Annotated in this window: 27 protein-coding genes and 2 pseudogenes; 6 read left to right on the top strand and 23 right to left on the bottom strand. The window is 58.0% G+C overall.

Annotated features, from left to right (window positions below; all coding sequences use genetic code 11):
- Positions 1-4: 4 nt before the first annotated feature.
- The 8 genes from ACP7BX_RS15175 to ACP7BX_RS15140 form a co-directional block, all read right to left on the bottom strand.
- Entirely contained in the window at positions 5-343 is a 339-nt protein-coding gene (locus ACP7BX_RS15175) for a phage tail protein (RefSeq protein WP_426160472.1), read from the bottom strand.
- The gene (locus tag ACP7BX_RS15170) at positions 343-3,396 is read right to left on the bottom strand and encodes a phage tail tape measure protein (protein ID WP_426160473.1); all 3,054 of its coding nucleotides are present in this window, start codon (positions 3,394-3,396) and stop codon (positions 343-345) included. The genes ACP7BX_RS15175 and ACP7BX_RS15170 overlap by 1 nt, the downstream gene beginning before the upstream one ends.
- A gap of 27 nt (positions 3,397-3,423) precedes the next feature.
- Complete coding sequence (locus ACP7BX_RS15165; protein ID WP_017479634.1) at positions 3,424-3,696, bottom strand: DUF1799 domain-containing protein; 273 nt, start codon at positions 3,694-3,696, stop codon at positions 3,424-3,426.
- A gap of 47 nt (positions 3,697-3,743) precedes the next feature.
- A complete protein-coding gene (locus tag ACP7BX_RS15160) occupies positions 3,744-4,124 on the bottom strand; it encodes a phage tail assembly chaperone (RefSeq protein ID WP_426160474.1) in 381 nt (126 codons plus the stop codon).
- Between the two features lie 3 nt (positions 4,125-4,127).
- Positions 4,128-4,784, bottom strand: a complete 657-nt coding sequence (locus tag ACP7BX_RS15155) for a phage tail protein (protein ID WP_426160475.1) — start codon at positions 4,782-4,784, stop codon at positions 4,128-4,130.
- Between the two features lie 72 nt (positions 4,785-4,856).
- Entirely contained in the window at positions 4,857-5,273 is a 417-nt protein-coding gene (locus tag ACP7BX_RS15150) for a phage tail terminator-like protein (RefSeq protein WP_426160476.1), read from the bottom strand.
- Positions 5,270-5,866: a hypothetical protein gene (locus ACP7BX_RS15145; RefSeq protein WP_426160477.1), complete on the bottom strand. Its 597-nt coding sequence runs from the start codon at positions 5,864-5,866 to the stop codon at positions 5,270-5,272. Before ACP7BX_RS15145 ends, ACP7BX_RS15150 begins: the two co-directional genes overlap by 4 nt.
- Complete coding sequence (locus tag ACP7BX_RS15140) at positions 5,863-6,231, bottom strand: hypothetical protein (RefSeq protein ID WP_426160478.1); 369 nt, start codon at positions 6,229-6,231, stop codon at positions 5,863-5,865. The genes ACP7BX_RS15145 and ACP7BX_RS15140 overlap by 4 nt, the downstream gene beginning before the upstream one ends.
- Positions 6,232-6,280: 49 nt before the next feature.
- Here ACP7BX_RS15140 and ACP7BX_RS15135 point away from each other — a divergent pair, with 49 nt between their 5' ends.
- Positions 6,281-6,520: a hypothetical protein gene (locus ACP7BX_RS15135; RefSeq protein WP_426160479.1), complete on the top strand. Its 240-nt coding sequence runs from the start codon at positions 6,281-6,283 to the stop codon at positions 6,518-6,520.
- Here the strand turns inward: ACP7BX_RS15135 and ACP7BX_RS15130 are convergent.
- The 10 genes and pseudogenes from ACP7BX_RS15130 to ACP7BX_RS15085 all read right to left on the bottom strand — a co-directional run bounded on the left by ACP7BX_RS15130 (position 6,517) and on the right by ACP7BX_RS15085 (position 14,844).
- Positions 6,517-7,020, bottom strand: coding sequence for a DnaT-like ssDNA-binding protein (locus ACP7BX_RS15130; RefSeq protein WP_426160480.1), 504 nt, complete (start codon positions 7,018-7,020; stop codon positions 6,517-6,519). The two genes, ACP7BX_RS15135 and ACP7BX_RS15130, sit on opposite strands and share 4 nt — an antisense overlap.
- A gap of 59 nt (positions 7,021-7,079) precedes the next feature.
- Positions 7,080-7,664: a hypothetical protein gene (locus ACP7BX_RS15125; protein WP_426160481.1), complete on the bottom strand. Its 585-nt coding sequence runs from the start codon at positions 7,662-7,664 to the stop codon at positions 7,080-7,082.
- A gap of 47 nt (positions 7,665-7,711) precedes the next feature.
- The gene (locus ACP7BX_RS15120) at positions 7,712-8,677 is read right to left on the bottom strand and encodes a major capsid protein (protein ID WP_042572010.1); all 966 of its coding nucleotides are present in this window, start codon (positions 8,675-8,677) and stop codon (positions 7,712-7,714) included.
- Positions 8,678-8,689: 12 nt separating this feature from the next.
- The gene (locus ACP7BX_RS15115) at positions 8,690-9,418 is read right to left on the bottom strand and encodes a hypothetical protein (protein ID WP_426160482.1); all 729 of its coding nucleotides are present in this window, start codon (positions 9,416-9,418) and stop codon (positions 8,690-8,692) included.
- 101 nt (positions 9,419-9,519) lie between these two features.
- Positions 9,520-10,170: a hypothetical protein gene (locus ACP7BX_RS15110; RefSeq protein ID WP_426160483.1), complete on the bottom strand. Its 651-nt coding sequence runs from the start codon at positions 10,168-10,170 to the stop codon at positions 9,520-9,522.
- 24 nt (positions 10,171-10,194) lie between these two features.
- Positions 10,195-11,283, bottom strand: a complete 1,089-nt coding sequence (locus ACP7BX_RS15105) for a minor capsid protein (RefSeq protein WP_426160484.1) — start codon at positions 11,281-11,283, stop codon at positions 10,195-10,197.
- Positions 11,258-12,677, bottom strand: a pseudogene (locus ACP7BX_RS15100) (DUF4055 domain-containing protein). Before ACP7BX_RS15100 ends, ACP7BX_RS15105 begins: the two are co-directional and overlap by 26 nt.
- On the bottom strand, positions 12,674-13,975 hold the full coding sequence (locus ACP7BX_RS15095; RefSeq protein ID WP_426160485.1) for a terminase large subunit domain-containing protein: 1,302 nt from the start codon (positions 13,973-13,975) through the stop codon (positions 12,674-12,676). Before ACP7BX_RS15095 ends, ACP7BX_RS15100 begins: the two are co-directional and overlap by 4 nt.
- Complete coding sequence (locus ACP7BX_RS15090) at positions 13,962-14,423, bottom strand: DUF2280 domain-containing protein (RefSeq protein ID WP_426160486.1); 462 nt, start codon at positions 14,421-14,423, stop codon at positions 13,962-13,964. Before ACP7BX_RS15090 ends, ACP7BX_RS15095 begins: the two co-directional genes overlap by 14 nt.
- Positions 14,424-14,511: 88 nt before the next feature.
- Entirely contained in the window at positions 14,512-14,844 is a 333-nt protein-coding gene (locus tag ACP7BX_RS15085; RefSeq protein WP_426160542.1) for an HNH endonuclease signature motif containing protein, read from the bottom strand.
- On the opposite strand from ACP7BX_RS15085, the gene ACP7BX_RS15080 reads away from it, so the two are divergent.
- On the top strand, positions 14,737-15,114 hold the full coding sequence (locus tag ACP7BX_RS15080) for a hypothetical protein (RefSeq protein WP_426160545.1): 378 nt from the start codon (positions 14,737-14,739) through the stop codon (positions 15,112-15,114). The genes ACP7BX_RS15085 and ACP7BX_RS15080 overlap by 108 nt on opposite strands.
- Here the strand turns inward: ACP7BX_RS15080 and ACP7BX_RS15075 are convergent.
- Positions 15,063-15,695, bottom strand: a complete 633-nt coding sequence (locus ACP7BX_RS15075) for a putative metallopeptidase (RefSeq protein ID WP_426160487.1) — start codon at positions 15,693-15,695, stop codon at positions 15,063-15,065. The two genes, ACP7BX_RS15080 and ACP7BX_RS15075, sit on opposite strands and share 52 nt — an antisense overlap.
- Positions 15,696-15,891: 196 nt before the next feature.
- On the opposite strand from ACP7BX_RS15075, the gene ACP7BX_RS15070 reads away from it, so the two are divergent.
- Together ACP7BX_RS15070 and ACP7BX_RS15065 are read left to right on the top strand one after the other, a co-directional pair.
- Positions 15,892-16,203 (top strand): hypothetical protein, encoded by a 312-nt coding sequence (locus tag ACP7BX_RS15070; RefSeq protein ID WP_426160488.1) that lies wholly within the window; start codon positions 15,892-15,894, stop codon positions 16,201-16,203.
- A 177-nt stretch (positions 16,204-16,380) separates the two neighbouring features.
- Positions 16,381-16,740, top strand: coding sequence for a hypothetical protein (locus tag ACP7BX_RS15065; RefSeq protein WP_426160489.1), 360 nt, complete (start codon positions 16,381-16,383; stop codon positions 16,738-16,740).
- 5 nt (positions 16,741-16,745) lie between these two features.
- On the opposite strand, the pseudogene ACP7BX_RS15060 reads toward ACP7BX_RS15065, so the two are convergent.
- Positions 16,746-16,936 (bottom strand): annotated as a pseudogene (locus tag ACP7BX_RS15060) (hypothetical protein).
- 60 nt (positions 16,937-16,996) lie between these two features.
- Positions 16,997-17,188, bottom strand: coding sequence for a DUF2188 domain-containing protein (locus ACP7BX_RS15055; protein WP_426160490.1), 192 nt, complete (start codon positions 17,186-17,188; stop codon positions 16,997-16,999).
- Between the two features lie 207 nt (positions 17,189-17,395).
- Between ACP7BX_RS15055 and ACP7BX_RS15050 the strand changes: the two genes are divergently transcribed.
- Positions 17,396-17,644, top strand: a complete 249-nt coding sequence (locus ACP7BX_RS15050; RefSeq protein WP_426160491.1) for a hypothetical protein — start codon at positions 17,396-17,398, stop codon at positions 17,642-17,644.
- A 127-nt stretch (positions 17,645-17,771) separates the two neighbouring features.
- On the opposite strand, the gene ACP7BX_RS15045 is transcribed toward ACP7BX_RS15050, so the two are convergent.
- Entirely contained in the window at positions 17,772-18,089 is a 318-nt protein-coding gene (locus ACP7BX_RS15045; RefSeq protein WP_426160492.1) for a hypothetical protein, read from the bottom strand.
- Positions 18,089-18,460 carry a chemotaxis protein gene (locus ACP7BX_RS15040; protein WP_426160493.1) on the bottom strand — a complete coding sequence of 124 codons (372 nt, stop codon included), beginning with the start codon at positions 18,458-18,460 and terminating at the stop codon, positions 18,089-18,091. Before ACP7BX_RS15040 ends, ACP7BX_RS15045 begins: the two co-directional genes overlap by 1 nt.
- 313 nt (positions 18,461-18,773) lie before the next feature.
- Between ACP7BX_RS15040 and ACP7BX_RS15035 the strand changes: the two genes are divergently transcribed.
- Positions 18,774-19,034, top strand: a complete 261-nt coding sequence (locus tag ACP7BX_RS15035; protein ID WP_426160494.1) for a hypothetical protein — start codon at positions 18,774-18,776, stop codon at positions 19,032-19,034.
- Positions 19,035-19,111 lie beyond the last annotated feature (77 nt).

The following is a 19,111-nucleotide window of genomic DNA, read 5'->3' as shown; positions in this document are numbered from 1 at the left end:
TTACTCAGGGATGAAAGGTTTGCTGGAAAGTCGTGGTGATGGCGTAGACCTGGCCGCCGCGGTGCACGGGCTTGTAGCCATTGCACTTGTATAGACCAAGCTCACCCAGGGGCGGCTCCCACAGGAAGCCTTTCGCTCCCTTGTGTCGGTCGAGGAAGTCCATGATGTCCTTGATACGCCCCTTCAAGCCCGTGAAAGTCACGGGCCAGGATTGCGACCGGTTGTTGAGGCCATCCTCGACCGACTGCTCGTAGCCATCGCCAAACTGCTTGGAGCGAACGCGCTGGACTATATCGCCCTCCGCGCCCTTCTCCGTCGCCCAGGTGAATCGTTCGATAGCCATCAGCGCCCCTTAATTGCTTTGTTGATGACGCCGCCCTGGCCCATGTCCTTGTTGCGCATCTGTTGGTACTTCTGCTCAACGAACGCGGCCAGCTCCTTGCCGAACAGGTCATAGCCGGGAGCATCAGCCGAAGACGAGGCGTTGCCCTCGCCATCAATGTGCACATCGACGTTGATCTGCGTTGAGCCAGATCCGCCGCCGGCAGCCATAACGCCAAGCTTCCCACTGGATGTCCGGGTCAGTGGCATGATCGCCTCATCCCCCGCTTCACCCATGACTCCGGTTTTGCCGTTGGCCATACCGAACGCCGTGGGCTTGCTGACGATGGAGTTGGTGAAGGCACCGCCGTCGGCGAACATCTGCACACCACCGGACCAGGCGCCACCCATTGCTTGAGGAAAGTAGGTGTTGGAGTAGCCGGCCGCCGAGGCGCCGAGATTCGACGAGTTCGCTCCTGCAGAACCTGCAGCAAGCCCATTACCGCCGCCGGCCGCACTGCCACCGAAGTAGCTCGCTGCCGCCCCCACCAAGCTACCCAGCAATGCCGAACTGGCCTGACGTGTAGCGATGCGAGCCATGTCCGCCAGAATCGACTTGGTGAAGTCCGCAAACGACGACTTCCCAGTGATGGCGAAGTTGACGATCGAGTCCTCCATGGAACTGAAGGCATTGCCGAACAGGCTCTTGGTCTGCCCCGCAATGTTCTGCGCCGAGTCCAGGTAGTTTTCCCAGGCCGCCGTAGCGCCCTTCGTCCAATCGCCCTGGGCAGCCTCCACATCCGCGTAGTTCTGCCGGATCTGGTCGGTGGCCTTCTTGTTCGCATCTGCGAGTGCCTGGGATTTGCGGGTGAACTCCTCCTCTGACATATTGCGCGACGGGTCGGAGCGCTGGTTTTCCAGTTCCAGTGATTGCTGAGCAAACCGGTCTTGCTGGCTGTTCAGCTCCCCATTGAGCGCGTTCTGGCGGTCTCCCTGGCCAACACCCAGACCGGCGCGTTGCCCGGCCAACTCCAAGGCCCTCTGTTGCTGCCCCAGCGCCTGTACGTACGAACTGATCGCCCGCTCCTGCTTGGCGAGTCGCCCGGTCTCGTTGGTCGCCAATACCTCGAGCTGGCTATCCGCATCCTTCTGCGCCTTGACCCCCCCTGCGCGCGCGTCGGCGATCTTCTGGTCCAGCTGGATGCTTTGCGCGGCAGACGTGGTTTTCTTGCGCTTCGCTGCCTCCAGTGCGGCAATCTCAGCCTCGTACGCCGCCGTGGTTTGGTCGAGCTGATTGCCAATCAGCGCCTGGCGCCGCAGCAGATAGTCTTCCTCAGACAGCAGGCCGGCCTTCTGCGCCGCTTCCAGTTCCTTCTGGTAGTTTTTGTAGGTGTCGGTGATCGCCGCAAGTGCGTTCTTCGCGTCGTTGAAGCTGGTCAGGTCAACTTGGGTCCCGGCGGTTTTCGGGTCTTTGAACTTGTCGTTGATGTTGGCGATGTTTTTGTCGATCGTTGCCTGGGCCAGGCGCGGGTCATTCGGCGCAACCTTACGGATGTCGTCGAGTTGCTTTTTGTAGTCCTTGAGCGCATTGGCCCGCTTCTGTTCATTCGTCCATGAAGACTTGGTGAGCGCGTCGACTTTTTGCATGGACGTGACAGCGGCCTGTTGAGCTTTTGCCTGGTCGCCTTCCAACTTGGCTATTTCAGCCTGCGCCGCCTTTTGGTCCTCGAGCATATTCAGGCGGTTTTGATAGAGATCGATCATATCCTGCTTGTTTTGGAACAAGCCAACGTCACCCGACTGCGCGCTAGCCAGATCTCGGCGGGCCTGTTCAATATCAGCACCAATGTCTGGGCGCCCGATATTCTTGAGGTTGTCCGCAGCGCGTGCAACCGCGTTGTAGCCTTTCTCCCAGAAACTTAGGTTCTCCAGAATCTTCGGCGTGCGCTCGTTGATCGCATCGGCATATTGCTCAGTCGCCAGCTTTACGGCGCCGGCGTGGTCACCCTGCTCTTCCAACGCGGCAATCTGCGAGTAAACCGAAGCGGTGAGGTAGTGGTACTGCTCGTTCAGCGCAGCAGATGCCTTTACCGGGTCATCGGCGAGCTTGACGAACTCAGCAACAGTCTCGCCGACCGCCTTGCCGGTGGCATCCTGCATCGACACGGCGGCCTGGGTGATCCCAGTGAAGCTCTCGCCGGCGATCTTGCCGTTGTCTGCCAGCAGCGCCAAGACTGCGGCCGCCTGGCCGGTGGTGCCCACGGTAGCGCTGACCTGCCGAGCCATGTCGCCCAACTGCCCGGCACTCACGCCGGCGTAGTTGCCAGTAAGGATCAGTGATTTGTTATAGCGGTCCTGCTCTTCGCTGCCCTTGTAGTAGGCAACGGCGAGGCCACCGACGGCTGCAGTGGCCAGGGCCAGCGGGGCCAGGATAGCGAGCAGTCCAGCCGCACCAGCGCCAGCACCGGCGCCCAACTGAGCCACGGCACGAACGCCGCTACCCCAATCCCCCGACGACAGCGCGTTGCCCAACTGCACAACGTTTTCCTGCGCCTGGTGGGTGCCGAGGCGCAGCTTGTCGAAACCGGTGGCCGTCTTTTCGAGCTTGGCGTAATCCTTGTCGATCTTGCCCAGGGCGCTGTTGTACTGCTCTTGGCTGATTCGCCCTTCGTCGAGGTGCTTGCCCAGTTGCTCGACCTGAGTATCCAGCTTCGCCAGCGCAGCGCGGGCCGGGTCGATGGCACCCAACAGGCTATTCAGGGCCTTTTGCTCGTCCATGGCCGACTTGGCCAGGGCGATCTGCTGCTTGTCCAACTGAGCGGAGATCTTCGCCGCCTCTGCCTCGCCATAGGCGCCGGTCTTGGTCAGCTTGGCGAGGGCGTCACGCTGCTTTGCCAGGTCCTGGGTGGTTTTTGCGCTAGTGGACAGCGACTTTTCCAGGGCCTGCATTTCGTTCATTAGCGAAACGGCGGACTGCTCGGCCCGGCCGCCGGCCTTCGCCATCTCATCCAGGCTTGTTTTCGCCTGGATTGCATCGGCCGAGTCGATCTTGACGCCGAGTTCTGCAATGTTCATCGACTCACCTTGAATAAGCGCCCATGGTCACGGGCTGTTTTCCCTTTCCTCCGCCATGACGCGCAGGGCTTCGCCTTCCAGCACCTGAAGGTCAGGGAAGATTTCAGCGAGTTTCTTTTTCTTGATGCCGAGGAAGCCGGCCACGTCGCGGATGCAGGTGTAGTCGAGACCGATTGCGCCACCGGCGCCCGCCCGCCATTGAGTCGACATCCGGTTGAACAGGAAGAACGCCGGCCAGTTGCAGGGCCAGACCTCGGTCACCTCTTCGAGGTCGCCCGGGGCAAGTCCGAACAAGCCCATCAGTTCAGCCGGCGCCGCCGGCGCGTAGAGTGCGCGGGCGGCGTCCGTCAGTTTCCCAAGCGGGCCTGATTGAATGCGCTCTGATAGGCATTCACGACCGCCTCAGCAGCGCCCTGGCAGGACGTCACCAGCGCACGAATGCTCTTGTCGTCGAATTTGTCGTCGAAGCCCCAGCCGACTACCAGGTCCTTGATCTGCTGCGACTGCTGCTCAGTGTCAGCAGCAACGATTTCGGAAAGCGTTGGGCTTTCGCCCAGGGCGGTCCGAGCTTCATCGCGCTTCAGGTTCCACTCATCAAACAGAGCGGCAAGACTCGGGCGATCCCGATACTTGAAGGTGAACTCAATTTTCTCGGGCTCACCCCCAACGATAGGGATCGACACGAAGGCCTTGAACGTCGGGTTTTGGGCGATTCTGATCTTTGCCATGGGTTAAGCCACCGCAGTCAGGTAACGGGTCGGCTCGGCCTGCAGAGCCAGGTTAACGGTGCGGGTCAGCAAATTATTGCGGGAGACCGCCGGCTGCTTGGAGAACGAGGTGTAAGCGCCGTAATACAGCGTGTCATTTCCAGGCAGGTTGAGGCGGGCCGCTTCGATTTGCTTTCCTGCATCCGCCTTCAGCAACACCGCGTTGAACGCTTGAGCCGGGTCGTCGGCAATGGTCAGAACCATGCTCGCTGCCGATTTATCAGTGGGCATTTGCTTGCCTTGGTCGTTTTCGAGGAAAACCACATCCAGATAGTTTTGCTCTCCGCCGGAGAAGTTAACGTCAGTAACCTGCGGCACCTGCACCCAAGTCAGGATCTTGCGCATGGTCCCCGCGCCGCCACCAGCCGGGAAAAGCTGGGTATCGCTGGTGTCGACCCCTTCCAAGGTGATTGCGGTAGCGGTGGCCGCCTTCACGCGCACCACCTTGCTATCGAGCTTGCTCCAGCCAGACGTCAGCAGAACAATATCGCCAGCAGCGATGGTGCCGCCGACAACAGTAGCCACCGCCTCGCTCGCATTGCTGATGGCAGCGAAAGCCAGCGCCGCGCCGTAGGTCGCAGCGTGCTGGAAGGTGCCGCCGTTCGGGAGTTTGTAGCCCATGGGTATTTCCTCTTTGCAGATGTGAAAAAACCCGCTCAATGGCGGGTCTTTGGGTTTGCCCAATGGGCGGGATCAGTTCGTGTCGGCTCGGTACAAGAACGAGACCGGCACGGTGTAGGTGGAATCGCCTGTGATGCCAGGCCCTTGGTCAACTGGCGACATTGTCACCACGGTCACCGCGCCCTTCGTGTCCCACGCGTACAGAGGGAACAGGTTGGTCAGTTCTGCTGCGATAGGATTCGTCTTGGCCTTGCCGGTGCCGGCCGGCGCAATGATGCTCACCTGGAACACTCCGGTGAACAGCTGGTGATCGCCGCCGAGCGTGTTGCTCGCAGTGTCACCCGGGATCGTGAAAGCCCGCAGATACGTCTCGCCCGCCGCCGGCGTGTAGGCCGTATTCTCGAAGACGATTTTCAACTTCTCCGGCCTGGCAGCATTCCAGGCGATCAGCTTGGCCTCGTAGATCGAAGCGATAATTGCGTGACTCATACCTGGTTGTTCCTGATGGCCTCCAGCACGATCTGCTGGAAGCGAGCTACGGTTACCCGGACCATGCCGCTGGGGGCCTGGGTCGAATGGCCGAACTCCAGCGGTATCGCGTAGGGCAAGTTGTTGATGATGTAGGCCATCTGGCCGGCGGTGAAGTCACTCATCGCAGCAACCAGCGCCGCAGTGGTTTCGGCGCCGCTCGGGTCTACCTCGTCAAAGGTGACGTTCTCGACCACGTCGAGCGAGATGTGCCAGTTCGCACGGAACCGGCCACCGACGTAGCCCTCTGGAGCCTTGACGTCCATGCCGTCGTTGAGCTTGCGGCCCTTTTTGAGCCTGCCGCCCTTCGTAAGGTTGGCCGGGTCACTGCGCAGCGCGCTGTTGTGATCGTCAACGGCCTTGTTGTACTGGGTCGCCACGGCGTTCTGCGCCCAGATCTCCGGGTTACCCACGGGGGACATCCGGATCAGGCTGCTCCCGACCTCGATAATGATCTCGCGCACACTGGCGTCGATCGCTTTGCTGGTTTGCGCGGCGAACTCAGCCAGGCTCAGGGCGAAGCTGCCGGACTGCCCGGCGCCTGCCCGGCTCAAGATCGCACCTGCAGCTCATACAAGATCGGCGTACCGCCCGGGTTGATCTCTTTCAGCGGCGGAACGATTGACCAGGTGCGGCCCTGGGCCACGACTTTGTCGAGCAGACTCGGCGCCCATGCCATGTCCTGCGCAGCGATCTTGAGCTTCTTGTCGCCCTGCCTGATGAGGCTGTTGTTCTGGAATTCGAGGCCGGTGAAGTCAAGCAGGATGCCTTGGGCGGTTTGCTCGACGGTCGCGCCTGGCGCTTCGCCACCCGTCTCAGGGTCGTACTCGCCGGGCTCCGTCTTGCTGATGGTCACGGGCTGTCCAAACTCTGTGATCATATCCAGAGCCATCACGGCCATTTCGTCGTAGAAGGTCATGGTGATACCTTTATCACTTAACAAAGACAAACCTAAAAGGATTGAGGCGATGAAGGATTTGAAACTAGAGCAGGAAGACGAAGCTATTGCCAAAATTGCACGAGGGGCGCTGGGAAACTATGCGAATGCAAAATGGCGAGACAGCTCAGACGAGGAATATAGGAACCGTATCTCCAAGGTTGGAGTAAAGGAGTTCGTTGAGGGGTTTCTTGAATCCAATTCAGGTATCGGGCTACCTCCATCAGCTCAAAAACAGGACTATTTAGAACAACAGGCGAGACTCATCTAAGCCCGGACAGCGAACAATCCGCGCTTTTGTAGGTAGTCGGCAAACTGCGTGGCGCTCGGCCGATCCGGTGCCGCCGGCAACAGCCGGTTGCTGGTGGACGGGATAGCCGCGTACTGCCGCGTTACAGCCCCTTCAACACGATCCAGCAAGACAGCGCCTTTGCGCTTCTCTACCGGATCGATATCGTCCTGATGAATCTCTGCAGCCAGGGCCATCTGCCCGTACTGGATCCGCGCCGGAAGGTAGTTGTTCGGCTTGATCTCATTATCCAGAAGCACTTCCCGGCGCGGCCAGGACAGGCCCTGCTCGCTACTGGTTTTGCGCCCCTTCCACGTCATGCCATCCATCGCCAAGGCGGCCCGGCGCAGCAGCGCTTCCTGCTCGGGAACACCAGCGGGGACGACAGTGCCGAACTTCACGGCATACAGGGCCAGGTCCTCGGCGCTCGCGTAGCTTTCGGCGTCAGACTTGCCGGTGCCGTCCTCGATGATGAGTGTCATGCGTCAACTCGCTGGAATGGTTTGTAAATTGGCCGCCGGATCACCGACAGCCAGCAGTATTACTCCTTGGTCAGCTCGGCGACGAGCTTTTCCAGGGATTCTTTCGAGGCGTTGGCCCGATACTGGACCCTGGCATCATCGAGCTTTGCTTTCAGCGCCGCGATTTCACCGGCCTCATCAGCCGGTGGTGTGAGGGCAGACTTCTTCAGCGTTTCAACCTCTCCGCGCAGTGCGTCGACAGTCAAGGCCAGGCCGTCACGTTCAGTGGTCAACTCATCAACCGAAGCATGGACGGTGCCCAGCAAGTCAAACAAGCGCAACGCCAGGTCGCCGGACTCTGGACGATGGATTTCGCCAGCCTCCAGGCCGTCAATAAGGATCTGCATCGATCCATGCTCAGCACGCAAAGCCGCGATGATTTTTTCCAGTTCGACCTGATTGGCGGCGCCAACAATCTGCACACGCTTGGCCTCCTTCACCGACACGTCGATACCGGCCGCTTCATACGCGTTGACGACTCTGGGCCAATCGCCGATTACCAGCACGCTGGTCACGCCGGCTTCGGGCTTGTCGAAGTGTTCCGGATTGCGGTACCGCTTCTCCGGGTCGAAGCCGCTCAGCTGGTTGCTGTAAGTCAGTTCCATGTGTTTCTCCAGGGCGGCCGTCGCTGACCGCGCGTTGAGTTTGAGCCTTAGCCACCAGTGACCGGAGGCGTTGCGGTGAGCGTGATCATCACGCCAGCGGTGACCTTGTTGCTGCCCGCATGCTTGACCCAGTTGGCAGCGGAGCCGACAGCAGCCAAGGTCGGGTTGGAACCACCAGTGGTGGCTTTCCAGCTGTAACCCAGCACGTCGATATTCACGGTGCCTTCAGCGCGGTAGCCGATGCTCAAGTTTTCTTCATCGTTCACTTCGTAGGAACGGAAGCCCGGGGCCTGCGACTCGGTGATGGTTACGGCGTTTGGCAGCAAACCGAAGATCACATCCGCCGGCGCGGTGTCGGTAACCAGTACCGGTTTGCCCAGAGTGCCCGGCAGGCCGCCGTAGATCACGACGCCAGCTTCTTCGTAGATCTTGTTGGTGATGGCTTCGTCGACGATGTCGAAGTAGGCGCTGGAGTGCATGACCCACAACGCAATACGGCCGAACTTGTCGCCGAATTTGCGCATGCCACGGGTCAGCGTCTTCTTGCCATCGGTTTCGATGTTGGCCGAAACCACCATGTCGGCGTTGGAGCCGATGGCAGCACGCAAGCCAGCAGTTGCGTACTGGATGAAGCCTTCCAGGGTCGCGTCAGCAACGTCGGCACCGACGATCTGAGAGAACTCCTCGACCGGACGGCCGCGGCGCTTGAACGCTTCTTCGGTGGTCTGGTACGGGCCGTACTTCCATGGAGCCTTGACGCCCACAGCTTCGCCGGCGGAGATCTTCTTGGCAGTTACCTTGCCGTCAGAGTTGACGTCGCGGTGCTCCAGAGAGCCGTTCAGCTTGTAGAGAGCGCGTTTGCGGAAGTCGCCTTCGATCAGCTCGTTGTCCAGCACCATTGCGCCGTTGGACGATGCGTTGAACACGTCCAGGTTGTCCTGAACACGTTCCAGGTATGCGGTTTGCGCCTCATCGTTGTAGATGATCAGGTCGCTGTTAACGGTTGTAGCCATGGGTCAATCCCCTTACTTGGGCAATGCGAGATATGCGGTTTGGCCGTGCTTGCGCTGAAAATCGCGCTTCTGCTCGGAGGTCATTTCGGAACGCTTGAATGCAGCCTTGCCGCCACCCCCGCCCGGGGCAAATGTCCCTGAAGCCCTTGGCCACAGATGAGGTGCGCTTTCGCGCAGAGATTCCGCCCATTCGAGCGGAGTCAGAGGGGTCTTACCATCTTTACCGAGGATGACCTGTCCGGATTCATCAACGGCGACTGCATCGCCATCTTCGTTAAGCGTGAATACGCCTTTGGCGCGCAGGATGATGTCGTCGGTTGCTTCCGGCAGAGCGCCGGCCTTCAGTGCCGCGCCGCGCACCGAGTCACCCAGAACCTTGCCCTGGAACTTGGCAGCGAAGGATTCGGCCTTCTCGGCGCGCTCGCTGATGGTCTTCAACTGCTTGTCGTAGTCGCCACGCAGGCGCTCGGTGCGGCGGTTGAATACCTCGTCCACCTTGCCCTCGGTCAGAAGCTTGGTTTCCTCGTCCTGCCCGGCGCGACTCAGCAAGCCTTTGACGGCGTCAATGTCGATGCCTTCAAACTGGGTTTCAAACTGGGTCAGCTTGCCGTTGGTTTCCTTCAGCTTGCCCAGCAGTTCCGAGTTCTTGGTTTTGAGACCAGAAACGGATGCTTCAACGGCAGTCGCGATAGCGGCCTTGATTGCCGGGTTTTCCAGGTCGATTTCGTCTTCTTCTGCCACGTTGATACACCCCTTGGGTTTGTTCGCCCGCTTCGCAGGCATAAAAAAACCTCGCACTTGGCGAGGCTTGTATTTTTGGTATCACGCGAAGACTATTTTCCCTAATCGAATTCGTCAGTTAGATCATCTTCACAATTGTGCTCAGGCAACAGCAGAGGAATTCCCAGTTCGGCAGAAGCCACGAGTAATACGTTAGCAAGCTCACTGCTCAGTGGAAAACGGTAGACAGCTAATGATGTTCTTACGGAAATCGACACCTCATCCAGGGAGCTGACCTGAAGTATTTGGATTTCGCGCAAAAAATCTGGCAGTCGCTCGTCAAGCCAAGCTAAGTGAATTTCCGACCGGGACTCCAAGCGTTTTGGTAACCGGATCTTTAGAGATTCTGGTAGATACCTCATTAGATCTGACGCTACTCCAGAGGGCGCCTCCAGCAAAATGGACCTCACGACGCTGGGGACTGAGCTCATAGAGACAACTCTGATCGAAAACCTGCGGTGCTGTACAAATTGGTCGACTACGAACCGCTCCCTTTCCCGCTCTGCCTGTGAAGCCTCGGATCTGCGTACCAATGCCAAGCTGGTTATCACCGCTAGGAGCGCACCAACCCCCGATACCCAATCGCCCAGGCTGCCCCAGTTAGGAACAAATTTTACAATCGAGTCGGGATTCAAATTGATGCCAGCAGTTAAACCCAGCAGCCCACTTACAGCACATAGAGCAACCACTCCGACTACGATGAGATATTTCATGTCACCTCCATTTGAATGAAGGCGTTATAGCAATCCGGCCCGCTCAAAAGCCAGCGGTTCCAAGTTTTTCATCTGCACCAAAGTCAGTGGTGCGAAGTTGCGATCAAGCTGTAGTTCCGCGAAGCGCCCCACAGACAGCCCGCCCTCCCGGAACAGTTTGGCTCGGACGGGGCCGATGGCGACGTCCTGGAACGAGGCCGGCTGCTGCTGCAACCAGTGGTAATAATCAAGGCTTGCACTGACCTGCCCTGCACCTTCCGCACCCACTGAAGCCCGGGTAGCGCCTTTGGCGAACATGGCGCTGAGTTTGGTGAGCAAAACGAACGTCGTACGGCAGTTCGGGTGGAACGGAGGCCTTGGCCCGGAATCCACGGGAAACTTGCGCTTGTCCATCGAGCGGCATTGCTGGCTGGTCTTGCTGTCCAGCGTAGCCACCATCTGGATTTCTTCCACGATGTCGGTGTTGGCTTTGGCCACCTCCATCCGCGCTTGGGACGACACATGCTGAATCGCCGTGTGCACGACCGTGCTGGCATTACGGTTGGTGGTAGCGAGAATTCCATCCTTGTAGCCGGCAGCCTTGGTACCGCGAATGTTGCGAATGATCTGAAAGTTCGTCTGCCCCTCGAAGAAGCCCTGCCGGATGGTGCCGGTAACCCGTTCACGCTCTGCACCGGTCCATCCCTTGATGAAGGCCTTCAGCAACTTGCCGCCGCCGGTACCGCGCACGCTGAGCGGGTTGGTCAATACTGCGGTACGGATTGCAGCTGCGCTCGGCGCGACCACATCCAGCGACACGCCAACCGGCGCCGACCTGGCAAGGCTGGTCGCCTCAAATTCGGCCTCGTAGTTAGCTATGTCCACTAAGTCGAGGTTCAGTTGCGCGCTGTAGCGGTCGAAGATGCCCAGCAACAGGCTGTCGACTTCTTTCAGCAGCGCCTCCAAACGTTTGACGTTGTACTCCGTCAGATCCGACTGGGTAAGCCGGTCGCGGATTGAGCGATCAATCTCCTTGAGGAAGGGAGCGAACTTGCCTACCTCCCCTGCCTTCAGCTTTTCGAGGAAGACCGCGTGCCGGATGGTCGCGTCAAGGATTGCTTGGTTTGCCGCCATTCGTTTTTGCCCTCATCGTCCAGGCCCAAGCCATCGCCCTGCTCTTCCAGCTCGCCGTCGATCTGTTGGTCGGTGCGCTCCGGTGCAATCAGCCCAAGTTTGCGCAGATAAGCCCGCAAGTCAGCCTTAGCAAAGCCGCCGTTCTGCCACAGAGCTACCAGTGCGGTGATCATCTGCGGATCAGCCGTCAGCTCGACGAACTCCTGATTCACCTGGTACGCGACTTTCTTGTCAGCAATGCCCATGTAGGCGCAGCACCACATGATGGCTCGCGTGTAGGCCTCGCTCACGTTGGCCACGCACCCAGCAAGAACTGATGTCGATGCCGACTGATCGCCGCGAGACTCGGTAGCGGTCTTGGTGGCGAGTGAAGCAACCACCATTCGAGCACCCAGCTCGATCATCATCTGGTTTTTGTCGGCCATGGCTTCTTTGACCAGCGTGTTCGGTGCGGGCTGCGCGTAGCCGAACTGGCCGCCGGCGGGCAGCATCATTGGCGCCCGGGATCCGACATAGACGCCGTTCTTCTCCATCCAGTCGCGCCACTGCTCGTCCAGGCCAGAGATCCACGGCTGGGCTTGTCCGCACCAGAAGACGCTGTCTTCGTAGTCAGCGCTGTTCCGGTAATGGCCCAGATTGATCATTGCGATGTCGTAGAGCGGCGACTCATCGATGCTCGGGTCATTGTTCTGTGCACCGACGAAAGTGAATGGGATCTCCTTGAGACGACCCGTGACACCCTCCGGCCTGAATTCTTCGATGACTGCCAGTGGTCCACCACCTTTTGGCCCGGACCGGCGCCAAACCCGGCAAACAAAGCCGTCGTCCTCCAACGCCAGTTCCCGGTATTGCTCAGCTGTCTTGTAGCCAAACCCATCCGGTATTTCCGGCGACTCGCGCAGCACCACCAGCGTCAGCACGCTGTGGCCGTTAACCATGCCCGTGCACCAATTGATGATGTCTTCCGCGCAGTAGGACAGGATCACCGAGTGACCGCCGATGCCGTCGTCCTGGTGATAGTCGACGTACAGACCATGTCGCCCAGCTTCAAGCACCTTCTCCAGCGTGCCTTGGGAGTGCTGGTAAATGCTCACCCCGGAGCCGTTGGCGTTGTCCTGCAGGTATTCCAGCTTCTTCGGCACCGTGAGTGTCGGGTCTTTATGGAAGGCCAGGCCCAGCAGCCCGTTCCGGGTGTGCCCGGTAGCGTTCTTTAACACCGCCCGCTCGCGGTACGCCCGGTTCCGAGCTTCGTTCTCCGGCGACTTGTCGTGTGCGTTGATGTACGGCAGCCGGTCGACAACCCGGTGCTGGCCGGCACAGACGTCGCGAACGGTGGCCCAGCGGTCCAGCACTGCTGTGTACTCCGCCCGCTTGAAGGAGACGTCGTTACTCATCGGGCGTATCCCATTTTGATAGCGGTGACCAGTTTGATGATCGGGTACTCGCGGTGGATGAAGTAGCCGCCGGCGTCGTTCGCGTGATCGATGCCGGCAGTCTTGTCTGGCTCCCCGTTCGCGCCCCACACCTGCTGCTCTAGGCCATCGGCGTAGGTTGGGCAGGTGAACGGGTTGACCAGGTAGCGGCGCTCGCCCTGCGCATTGCAGAAGACGGCGTTCATTGCGTTGATTCGGTCCTTCACCGGCGGGTTTGCCGCTGGGGCAATGACCGTGAAACCGGCCTGCCGGAGCATGGCCAGGTCGGTGATGCTGGCGTTCACGGACTTGCGTGAATCACCCGAAGCATCCGGGTAAATCCTGATTTCGCACGTTTTCTTGAAGTCGTTACCGTCGTGCTGCCAGTAGCGTTCCTTGATGCGGCGGATCATGTCGGGCGTGTCGTATCCGTCGATTAGCTCATCCACGGCCCTGGGCAAGCCTTGATCGCGCTTGACGTGGGTGATCGCCGCCATCTTGCCGACGTTGAAGTCCATCCCGATGAACAGCGGCTCGCCGGGCTGCACGGTGTCGAAACACCCATTGAGCTTGCGGTTGTAGGCCGTGTAGATCGTGCCGGATGTCAGGTTGACGAACTGGCCCTTGAGGTACGCCATGATCAGCTGTGGCGGATACGACTCCATCAGGGATGCGATGTAGTCCTCCGGCAAGTTCAGCTCGTTGTCGAAGGTGCTGGCCTGCACCAGGCCGTATATCTCCTTGAGCGACGGCTTGTCGCGCAGCTGCTTCACGAACTGCAGGAAGACGAACTTGAAGCCTTCCGGCGTCGTGGTGACGTCTACCCCGTTCTTCAGCCCGGGCAGGTTGTAGCGCATCCGGGCGATGATCTTGCGCCAGGCCTGCTGTGCCTTGAGGGCAGTCAGCACGTCCAGCTCATCCACCAGGGCATGGCCAATCTTGAAACCGACAATCGTCTGCGGCTTCTCCATCGACCGGCAAATCACAGTGCCGCGGTACTGCCGACCGCTGTAGATGTGAACTTCGTGGTTCGCCTGGTTGATCTTGGTCTTCAACCCCCAGTCGTAGGCCACCTCATCCATGGTCGGATAGAAGATGTCCCGGATCTGCGGGTAAGTCGGTGCGAAGTAGCCAGCGTTAACGCCGGGCCACTCCATGAAGTGCTTGCTCAGTGCCGAGCAGCCCACCCAGGTCTTGCCTGAGCCGAACCCGGCAACGAACGCACGAAACTTGTGGGGCAGCGTGAGGAACTGTGCCTGGGGAACGTTAAGGCTCGGCACTCGGCTTCCTCGCGTCTACCACGTCGACCTGAATCCGGGTCGGGATCAAAGGCTCATCGCCCGCCTCTTCCTTCTTGGAGCGGTTGACGAACATATCACCGGTTTCTTTCGCCGCTTGTTCGAGGATCTGCATGGCCAAGCCGATGTTCTTCATCGACTCAGCCTTCTCCACAAAGCGGTTCATGGCACGGAGACGAAAGGCGCGGTTGGCAATGGGTATGTCTTCAGTCTCTTCGCGGAAACGCTTTCTGGTCTGCTCGAAAAGGGTCTTCCATCTGTCTGCGAGCTTCTTACCTGAAACCTTCGTCGGGTCGTGGGATTCGACCTGCTGACGGGTGATGCTCAAGCTGAATTCCTTATGGACCGCCTCAACCACCTGAGAAGGCGTATCGAAGCAAGCGAGAGCCTGTACTACAAAGGTCTTCACCTCACTGCTTAGAGCTGCCATAGGCGTTCATCCGTCCAAACCTGTCCAAAATCAGGCCGACTTAAGCAGACAGGTTCCGCAGGCCCTCGATATATTCAGTTTCCCTACCTCAGGCGGCTGTCGTAGCCGAATCAACGGCCTGTAGGTGGGTCCAATTGCGGCCATGCACTACGTCTTGGATTGCCGCATGGCTAACTCCATAGCGGCGCGCAAAAGATGCGCACTGGCCGTATGTTCCGGCGTATTCCGAACGTATGGCTAGCACGTCATCTTCAGTTAGGAGGGCCTTGCTGTTTAACGTCCCCTCCCGTGAAAGGAGCCCAGTGCGGAATGCGTGTCGCATGTTTCCGCTGCGCGTGACGTATTCAAGATTATCAAGTCGCGGGTTCTGCTTGTTTCCATCGATATGATTGACCTCGCACCCCTCTGGACATGGCCCGATAAAGACATGGGCGACAAGGCGATGGACATACCAGTTCGTGACATCACCGTCACAGAAGAGCGCAACGGCTGGATACGCCCCGCCACCCGGAATGCGGGGCTTGAGGACTGCCCCAACGCGGCCGCGACCACGCTTCGGTTTTACTATGCGTTTGACCTCGCCGTAGTTGCTAACCGCATAATCAGGTTGGCTTTGAATAACCTTCCATTGCTCAATCATTACGCAGACCTCATAAGACATGTGCCGCATGCACTGGCGATAGATGCGTGACTTACCGATGGGGGCTTCTTGGCGGCTTCGACCATGCGAGCCAAATCACCGTCGGGATGCCCTACGCCGTATCGCTCGACCACCGAAACGAACTCGCTGACGTCATGGCCACGCAGGAAGAGCTTGGGCAGGCCATCCTGAGTGAACTTGGGTGCTCCGTACTGATCTGTCGCCTGGGAAATGTGATAGAGCTCATGCTCAACCAGTCGCAAAAAATCTACATCGCTGCATTGGGCGCAGTAGTCAGCGGCCAAGGTGATGATGAAGGCCGGCACATCGCCGAACCAATCACGCATCTGTTGCTCCATCCGAGCCTTCTGCCAGCCGCCGGCACGGAACGCTACCTGTTCGGCCTGGCCCAGGACTGTGCGGCCCTGCTTGTTGAAGCTCGACGACGCCCACATGATCCGAATGTTTGCGTCCAGTAGGTGAGCATGGTCTTCGTTGTGAATGCTGCCGGTGCTGGCAAGGATCTCGGTTTGGAGCCATTCCCACACCTCAGGTGCAGGTGTTAGACGCATACCTAAGTCGGAAAGCTCGGACAACTCAAGAAGTGACGATGGAGGGTATGGCCTATCCATGGATCACCTTGAACTTGAAATTGTGGAGTGTTACCGGTATTGGTGGCGGCTTCAAAAAGTAAGGAAGCTCAATTCAATGTCTCGCATTAAATGTATTTGCCTTAGCGCTCTCGCAGTTGCAACTCTCTCAGGATGCGTTACTGCCCCTACCTGGGTTAACAGGGGGCCAGTAGATCTAGACGTTTGGAACGGCCTGATGAACTGCTACACCGATGCCAATATCATCGACGGAGAAAGGATGGAGGGTACGCTCTGCGCCACGCAGGAATCTGGTTTCTTCGGAGGCGGCGAACCTGAAGTCTATTTCGGGCCATGGAATCGGAAATTCATGAAAGAGTACGCTAGCGCAGCCACTGCAGGTGTAGCTCAGGACTGGAAGGGTAAAAAGGTGTTCTTGCAATGCGAGCCCACACTCGCGGGTGATAACAAAACAGTTGCGAAGCGCTTTTGCAAAGTCACGGTCAACGATCAGTTGCTGGTTAGCGCAACCATCAAATACGTGAAGTAAAACTAAGCCTCTCAAGCCATCAGGCTCAAAACCCGGCCCGATAGGCGCGTTCGATTGCCTCCCAGTCGGGTTGCTTGGTTGTCATAAATTATCTCAGGTGAGCCTAAAGGCGGGATTGAAATAGTTGAGCGTTGCCGGTATTGATTACATTCAGAAAACACTTCAGAGGAGCTATACATGCAAGGGAACTTTCGAAAGCCCGCGGACCCAGAGCTTACGAAGATAGGGGCACACTTCTTTGCTTCGTGCATTGTGTTAAACGAGCCGAATCGCGCGACGTCTCAGGAACTTGAGAGAGCGAGAACCACACAGGATCAAACAATCGCCACACTACGCCAGGTAAATTACGCGCCAGAAAAGGCGTTTATTGAACCAATCCCGAACGATGAGAACCGCCATATCGCCGCATTAGCGGGGCAAGATGGGCGAATTCCCAATAAAGAAGAATCAGAGCACCTGATCATTCCAGGACCGATGATTCAGCAAGTGCAAAGCATGTACTACGAATCATGGTTCCATAGCCTCAAACGGCAATAGGTACATCAGCCGCAGCCCGTCGTCGCGGTTTCAGCATGAGCATGACCTGCAAAACCGCGACGACAATGCCCTGAAGCAGCCCGGAATTCTTGGAGGCGTCGATTGCCTTGGCGATGGCGCTATCCAGATCGACCAAGGCCTTGTTGATATCCTGGCCCAACGGTAGCGCATGCCGCAGTCGAGTGACGTTACTCATAAAACACCCTGACATAAAAAAGCCCCGGCGGTTGCCGAGGCCATTTGAGAGTTACTTCGTCTACTGCGCGCTTGTATGCCGTTTGGTTCGCACCACCCTCATAGGCAGCGCCGCTGCATAGGCAAAAGCCTCTTCACGCGTGCGGAACGAGCCGAGCCGGTCAGCATTCGTACAGACTCTCCAAGGGCCGTGGTTTACGCTTAGGACGTCGTATCCATTGATATGCATCTTGGTCAGGGTAGGAACACTCATAGTCACCTCCTTCTCTAGAGCTAATCTGCGTTTGTCCTAGCCAACCATACACCCGCTTTTGTAATTGTGATTACCGCATGTCGCGCCACAATTTGATGCACTCGAATACGTGGCGCGCTCCTACCGCTCGTCGCCCAAGCTATCTTTGGGAGAAGAGCTGCCGACAGACTGTCTGCTACAGCTGGAAATTCAATAGGGGGGAAACCAGTGACTAGTCGTCAAATCAAAGAGGATCTGTACCGGGCTGCAGAAAACTATCGGTTACTCGCGGAAATCATTCTGAATATAAAAGGTTCTGCCCTAGCTAAAGATGCAAACTTTGTGGCACAACTCGAAGGGCTTCGGGATGCAATGGCTGAATATGCAAAGCAGATTCAATGCTTGACCAAGGCTATCAGCAAAGCTGAAACCACCCAGGATTTTAAAAGACCGGTTCTGCGATTGGTCAAGCGTTAGTATCCGAAGATCGACGTCATTCGAGATGCTAGCGCGCCTACGATCAATCTCCATGTCTATCTGGTCAACCCAGCTACCATTGACTTGACCGCCCTAACTCAGCACGCGGTGTGCCTCCGAGATGCGATCATTGGACCGCTCGGTTTAGCGCCTCGTCCGCCTTGTCGGCCGCTTGGGCCGCAGTAGTAGCAGCCTCAGCAGCTTTGTCAGCGGCCGTGCCTGTCTTGCGGGTCAACTCTTCAAGGCGCTTATCCCGTTCATCCATGGCAGCGTCGTAAGCGTTGCGGATCTCTTCCACCTGCTTGCCTTGGTTGTCTGCCAGCGACCAATAGCTGACCTGGTACCCAAGAACAGCACCCCCACCGACCAACACAGTAGCGATGGCCCAAACCTCTGCCCGCCGCCACCAGCGGCGAGCGATAAATTCCAATGCGCATCTGTCCATCAGGCCACTCCTCCCAGCTTGGTGCGCAGGCGAGTGATCTCGTCGCTCTGCTGCGTCACGCGGTCAGTGAGTTGAGCGACCTGACTGGTCAGCGCTTCAATCTTGCCTTCCATGCGCCCAACAGCGGCGGCCAGGTCATTCCGCTCTTTCGCGAATTGATCGGCGCGGACCTCAGCTTCTTTGCGAGCGGCGCGCTCTTGGTTCAGCAACTCATTCAACCGCTTGAGCGTTCCGATATCGGCGCTGTCCATTGCCCGGTCGGTCGCATCCTTGGAGAGAAACCGGCGCAGCCAAAGCAAGCCGCCCAGCACCACGGTGGCGCTACCGCCCAGCCAAGTAGCTGTCCCTGGGCCAAGGTCAGTAGGATCCATCGTCACTCCATGAATAAAAAAACGTGGGCTGGCCTGGGCATAGCCCAAAACAGAAAGGCCCCGATCAATGTCGAGGCCCTAAATAGATGCGCGTTTTTTTGCGATTTCTGCCAAAGAACATGACAGCGTCGACGTCCCAATGCATAAATCGCGCTTGTTTAGCACCATTCTAGAAGACCAGTTAGACGCGGATGCTCGTGTTGCCGGTTTTGTTACAGGCCATCGCACTAGCGGCTACTGATGTCCGGATCGTCCCGAAGAAGTCCTGGTTAAACGTGATTTCAGACAAAAAACCCGCTTAGGCGGGGTTTCGATGAAAATTTTAGTCGCTTGTGGCTTGAGGGACTGGGACCTCGTCAATGCTAATGCAGTGCTCAATGTCCGTTATCTTTTGCAGAGCAAGCCCAGCGCTTGGGTAAGCTCCGAACATTCGGCCCTGATAAAAAACAACCCACGCAAATGGGATATCTGCACTGCCGGCCTGCCCTACCACCAACTTCTTGAACCGTTCCGCCAAGTCGTCGACATGCATCTGCGCCATGCCACGCAAAACCATGATGCTCTCCCAATTTGATAGTCGGAATGGTCTATTTTCGACTGATCAAAAACTGAGTGCAACAAAAAGCCCGACTGATCGGCCGGGCTTATATT

Origin of the sequence: Pseudomonas sp. DWP3-1-3b3, from assembly GCF_049896305.1 — a bacterium.
GTDB lineage: Bacteria > Pseudomonadota > Gammaproteobacteria > Pseudomonadales > Pseudomonadaceae > Aquipseudomonas > Aquipseudomonas azotoformans_A.
The sequence above is the reverse complement of the archived record's forward strand: the minus strand, read 5'-3'. Positions and strand labels throughout refer to the sequence as shown.

Excerpts from the sequence above, each read along its gene's own strand:
- ACP7BX_RS15175 (WP_426160472.1), bottom strand. The coding sequence starts at position 343 with ATGGCTATCGAACGATTCACCTGGGCGACGGAGAAGGGCGCGGAGGGC.
- ACP7BX_RS15170 (WP_426160473.1), bottom strand. The coding sequence starts at position 3,396 with ATGAACATTGCAGAACTCGGCGTCAAGATCGACTCGGCCGATGCAATC.
- ACP7BX_RS15165 (WP_017479634.1), bottom strand. The coding sequence starts at position 3,696 with ATGGGCTTGTTCGGACTTGCCCCGGGCGACCTCGAAGAGGTGACCGAG.
- ACP7BX_RS15160 (WP_426160474.1), bottom strand. The coding sequence starts at position 4,124 with ATGGCAAAGATCAGAATCGCCCAAAACCCGACGTTCAAGGCCTTCGTG.
- ACP7BX_RS15155 (WP_426160475.1), bottom strand. The coding sequence starts at position 4,784 with ATGGGCTACAAACTCCCGAACGGCGGCACCTTCCAGCACGCTGCGACC.
- ACP7BX_RS15150 (WP_426160476.1), bottom strand. The coding sequence starts at position 5,273 with ATGAGTCACGCAATTATCGCTTCGATCTACGAGGCCAAGCTGATCGCC.
- ACP7BX_RS15140 (WP_426160478.1), bottom strand. The coding sequence starts at position 6,231 with ATGACCTTCTACGACGAAATGGCCGTGATGGCTCTGGATATGATCACA.
- ACP7BX_RS15135 (WP_426160479.1), top strand. The coding sequence starts at position 6,281 with ATGAAGGATTTGAAACTAGAGCAGGAAGACGAAGCTATTGCCAAAATT.
- ACP7BX_RS15130 (WP_426160480.1), bottom strand. The coding sequence starts at position 7,020 with ATGACACTCATCATCGAGGACGGCACCGGCAAGTCTGACGCCGAAAGC.
- ACP7BX_RS15125 (WP_426160481.1), bottom strand. The coding sequence starts at position 7,664 with ATGGAACTGACTTACAGCAACCAGCTGAGCGGCTTCGACCCGGAGAAG.
- ACP7BX_RS15120 (WP_042572010.1), bottom strand. The coding sequence starts at position 8,677 with ATGGCTACAACCGTTAACAGCGACCTGATCATCTACAACGATGAGGCG.
- ACP7BX_RS15110 (WP_426160483.1), bottom strand. The coding sequence starts at position 10,170 with ATGAAATATCTCATCGTAGTCGGAGTGGTTGCTCTATGTGCTGTAAGT.
- ACP7BX_RS15105 (WP_426160484.1), bottom strand. The coding sequence starts at position 11,283 with ATGGCGGCAAACCAAGCAATCCTTGACGCGACCATCCGGCACGCGGTC.
- ACP7BX_RS15090 (WP_426160486.1), bottom strand. The coding sequence starts at position 14,423 with ATGGCAGCTCTAAGCAGTGAGGTGAAGACCTTTGTAGTACAGGCTCTC.
- ACP7BX_RS15075 (WP_426160487.1), bottom strand. The coding sequence starts at position 15,695 with ATGGATAGGCCATACCCTCCATCGTCACTTCTTGAGTTGTCCGAGCTT.
- ACP7BX_RS15070 (WP_426160488.1), top strand. The coding sequence starts at position 15,892 with ATGAACTGCTACACCGATGCCAATATCATCGACGGAGAAAGGATGGAG.
- ACP7BX_RS15065 (WP_426160489.1), top strand. The coding sequence starts at position 16,381 with ATGCAAGGGAACTTTCGAAAGCCCGCGGACCCAGAGCTTACGAAGATA.
- ACP7BX_RS15055 (WP_426160490.1), bottom strand. The coding sequence starts at position 17,188 with ATGAGTGTTCCTACCCTGACCAAGATGCATATCAATGGATACGACGTC.
- ACP7BX_RS15045 (WP_426160492.1), bottom strand. The coding sequence starts at position 18,089 with ATGGACAGATGCGCATTGGAATTTATCGCTCGCCGCTGGTGGCGGCGG.
- ACP7BX_RS15040 (WP_426160493.1), bottom strand. The coding sequence starts at position 18,460 with ATGGATCCTACTGACCTTGGCCCAGGGACAGCTACTTGGCTGGGCGGT.
- ACP7BX_RS15035 (WP_426160494.1), top strand. The coding sequence starts at position 18,774 with ATGAAAATTTTAGTCGCTTGTGGCTTGAGGGACTGGGACCTCGTCAAT.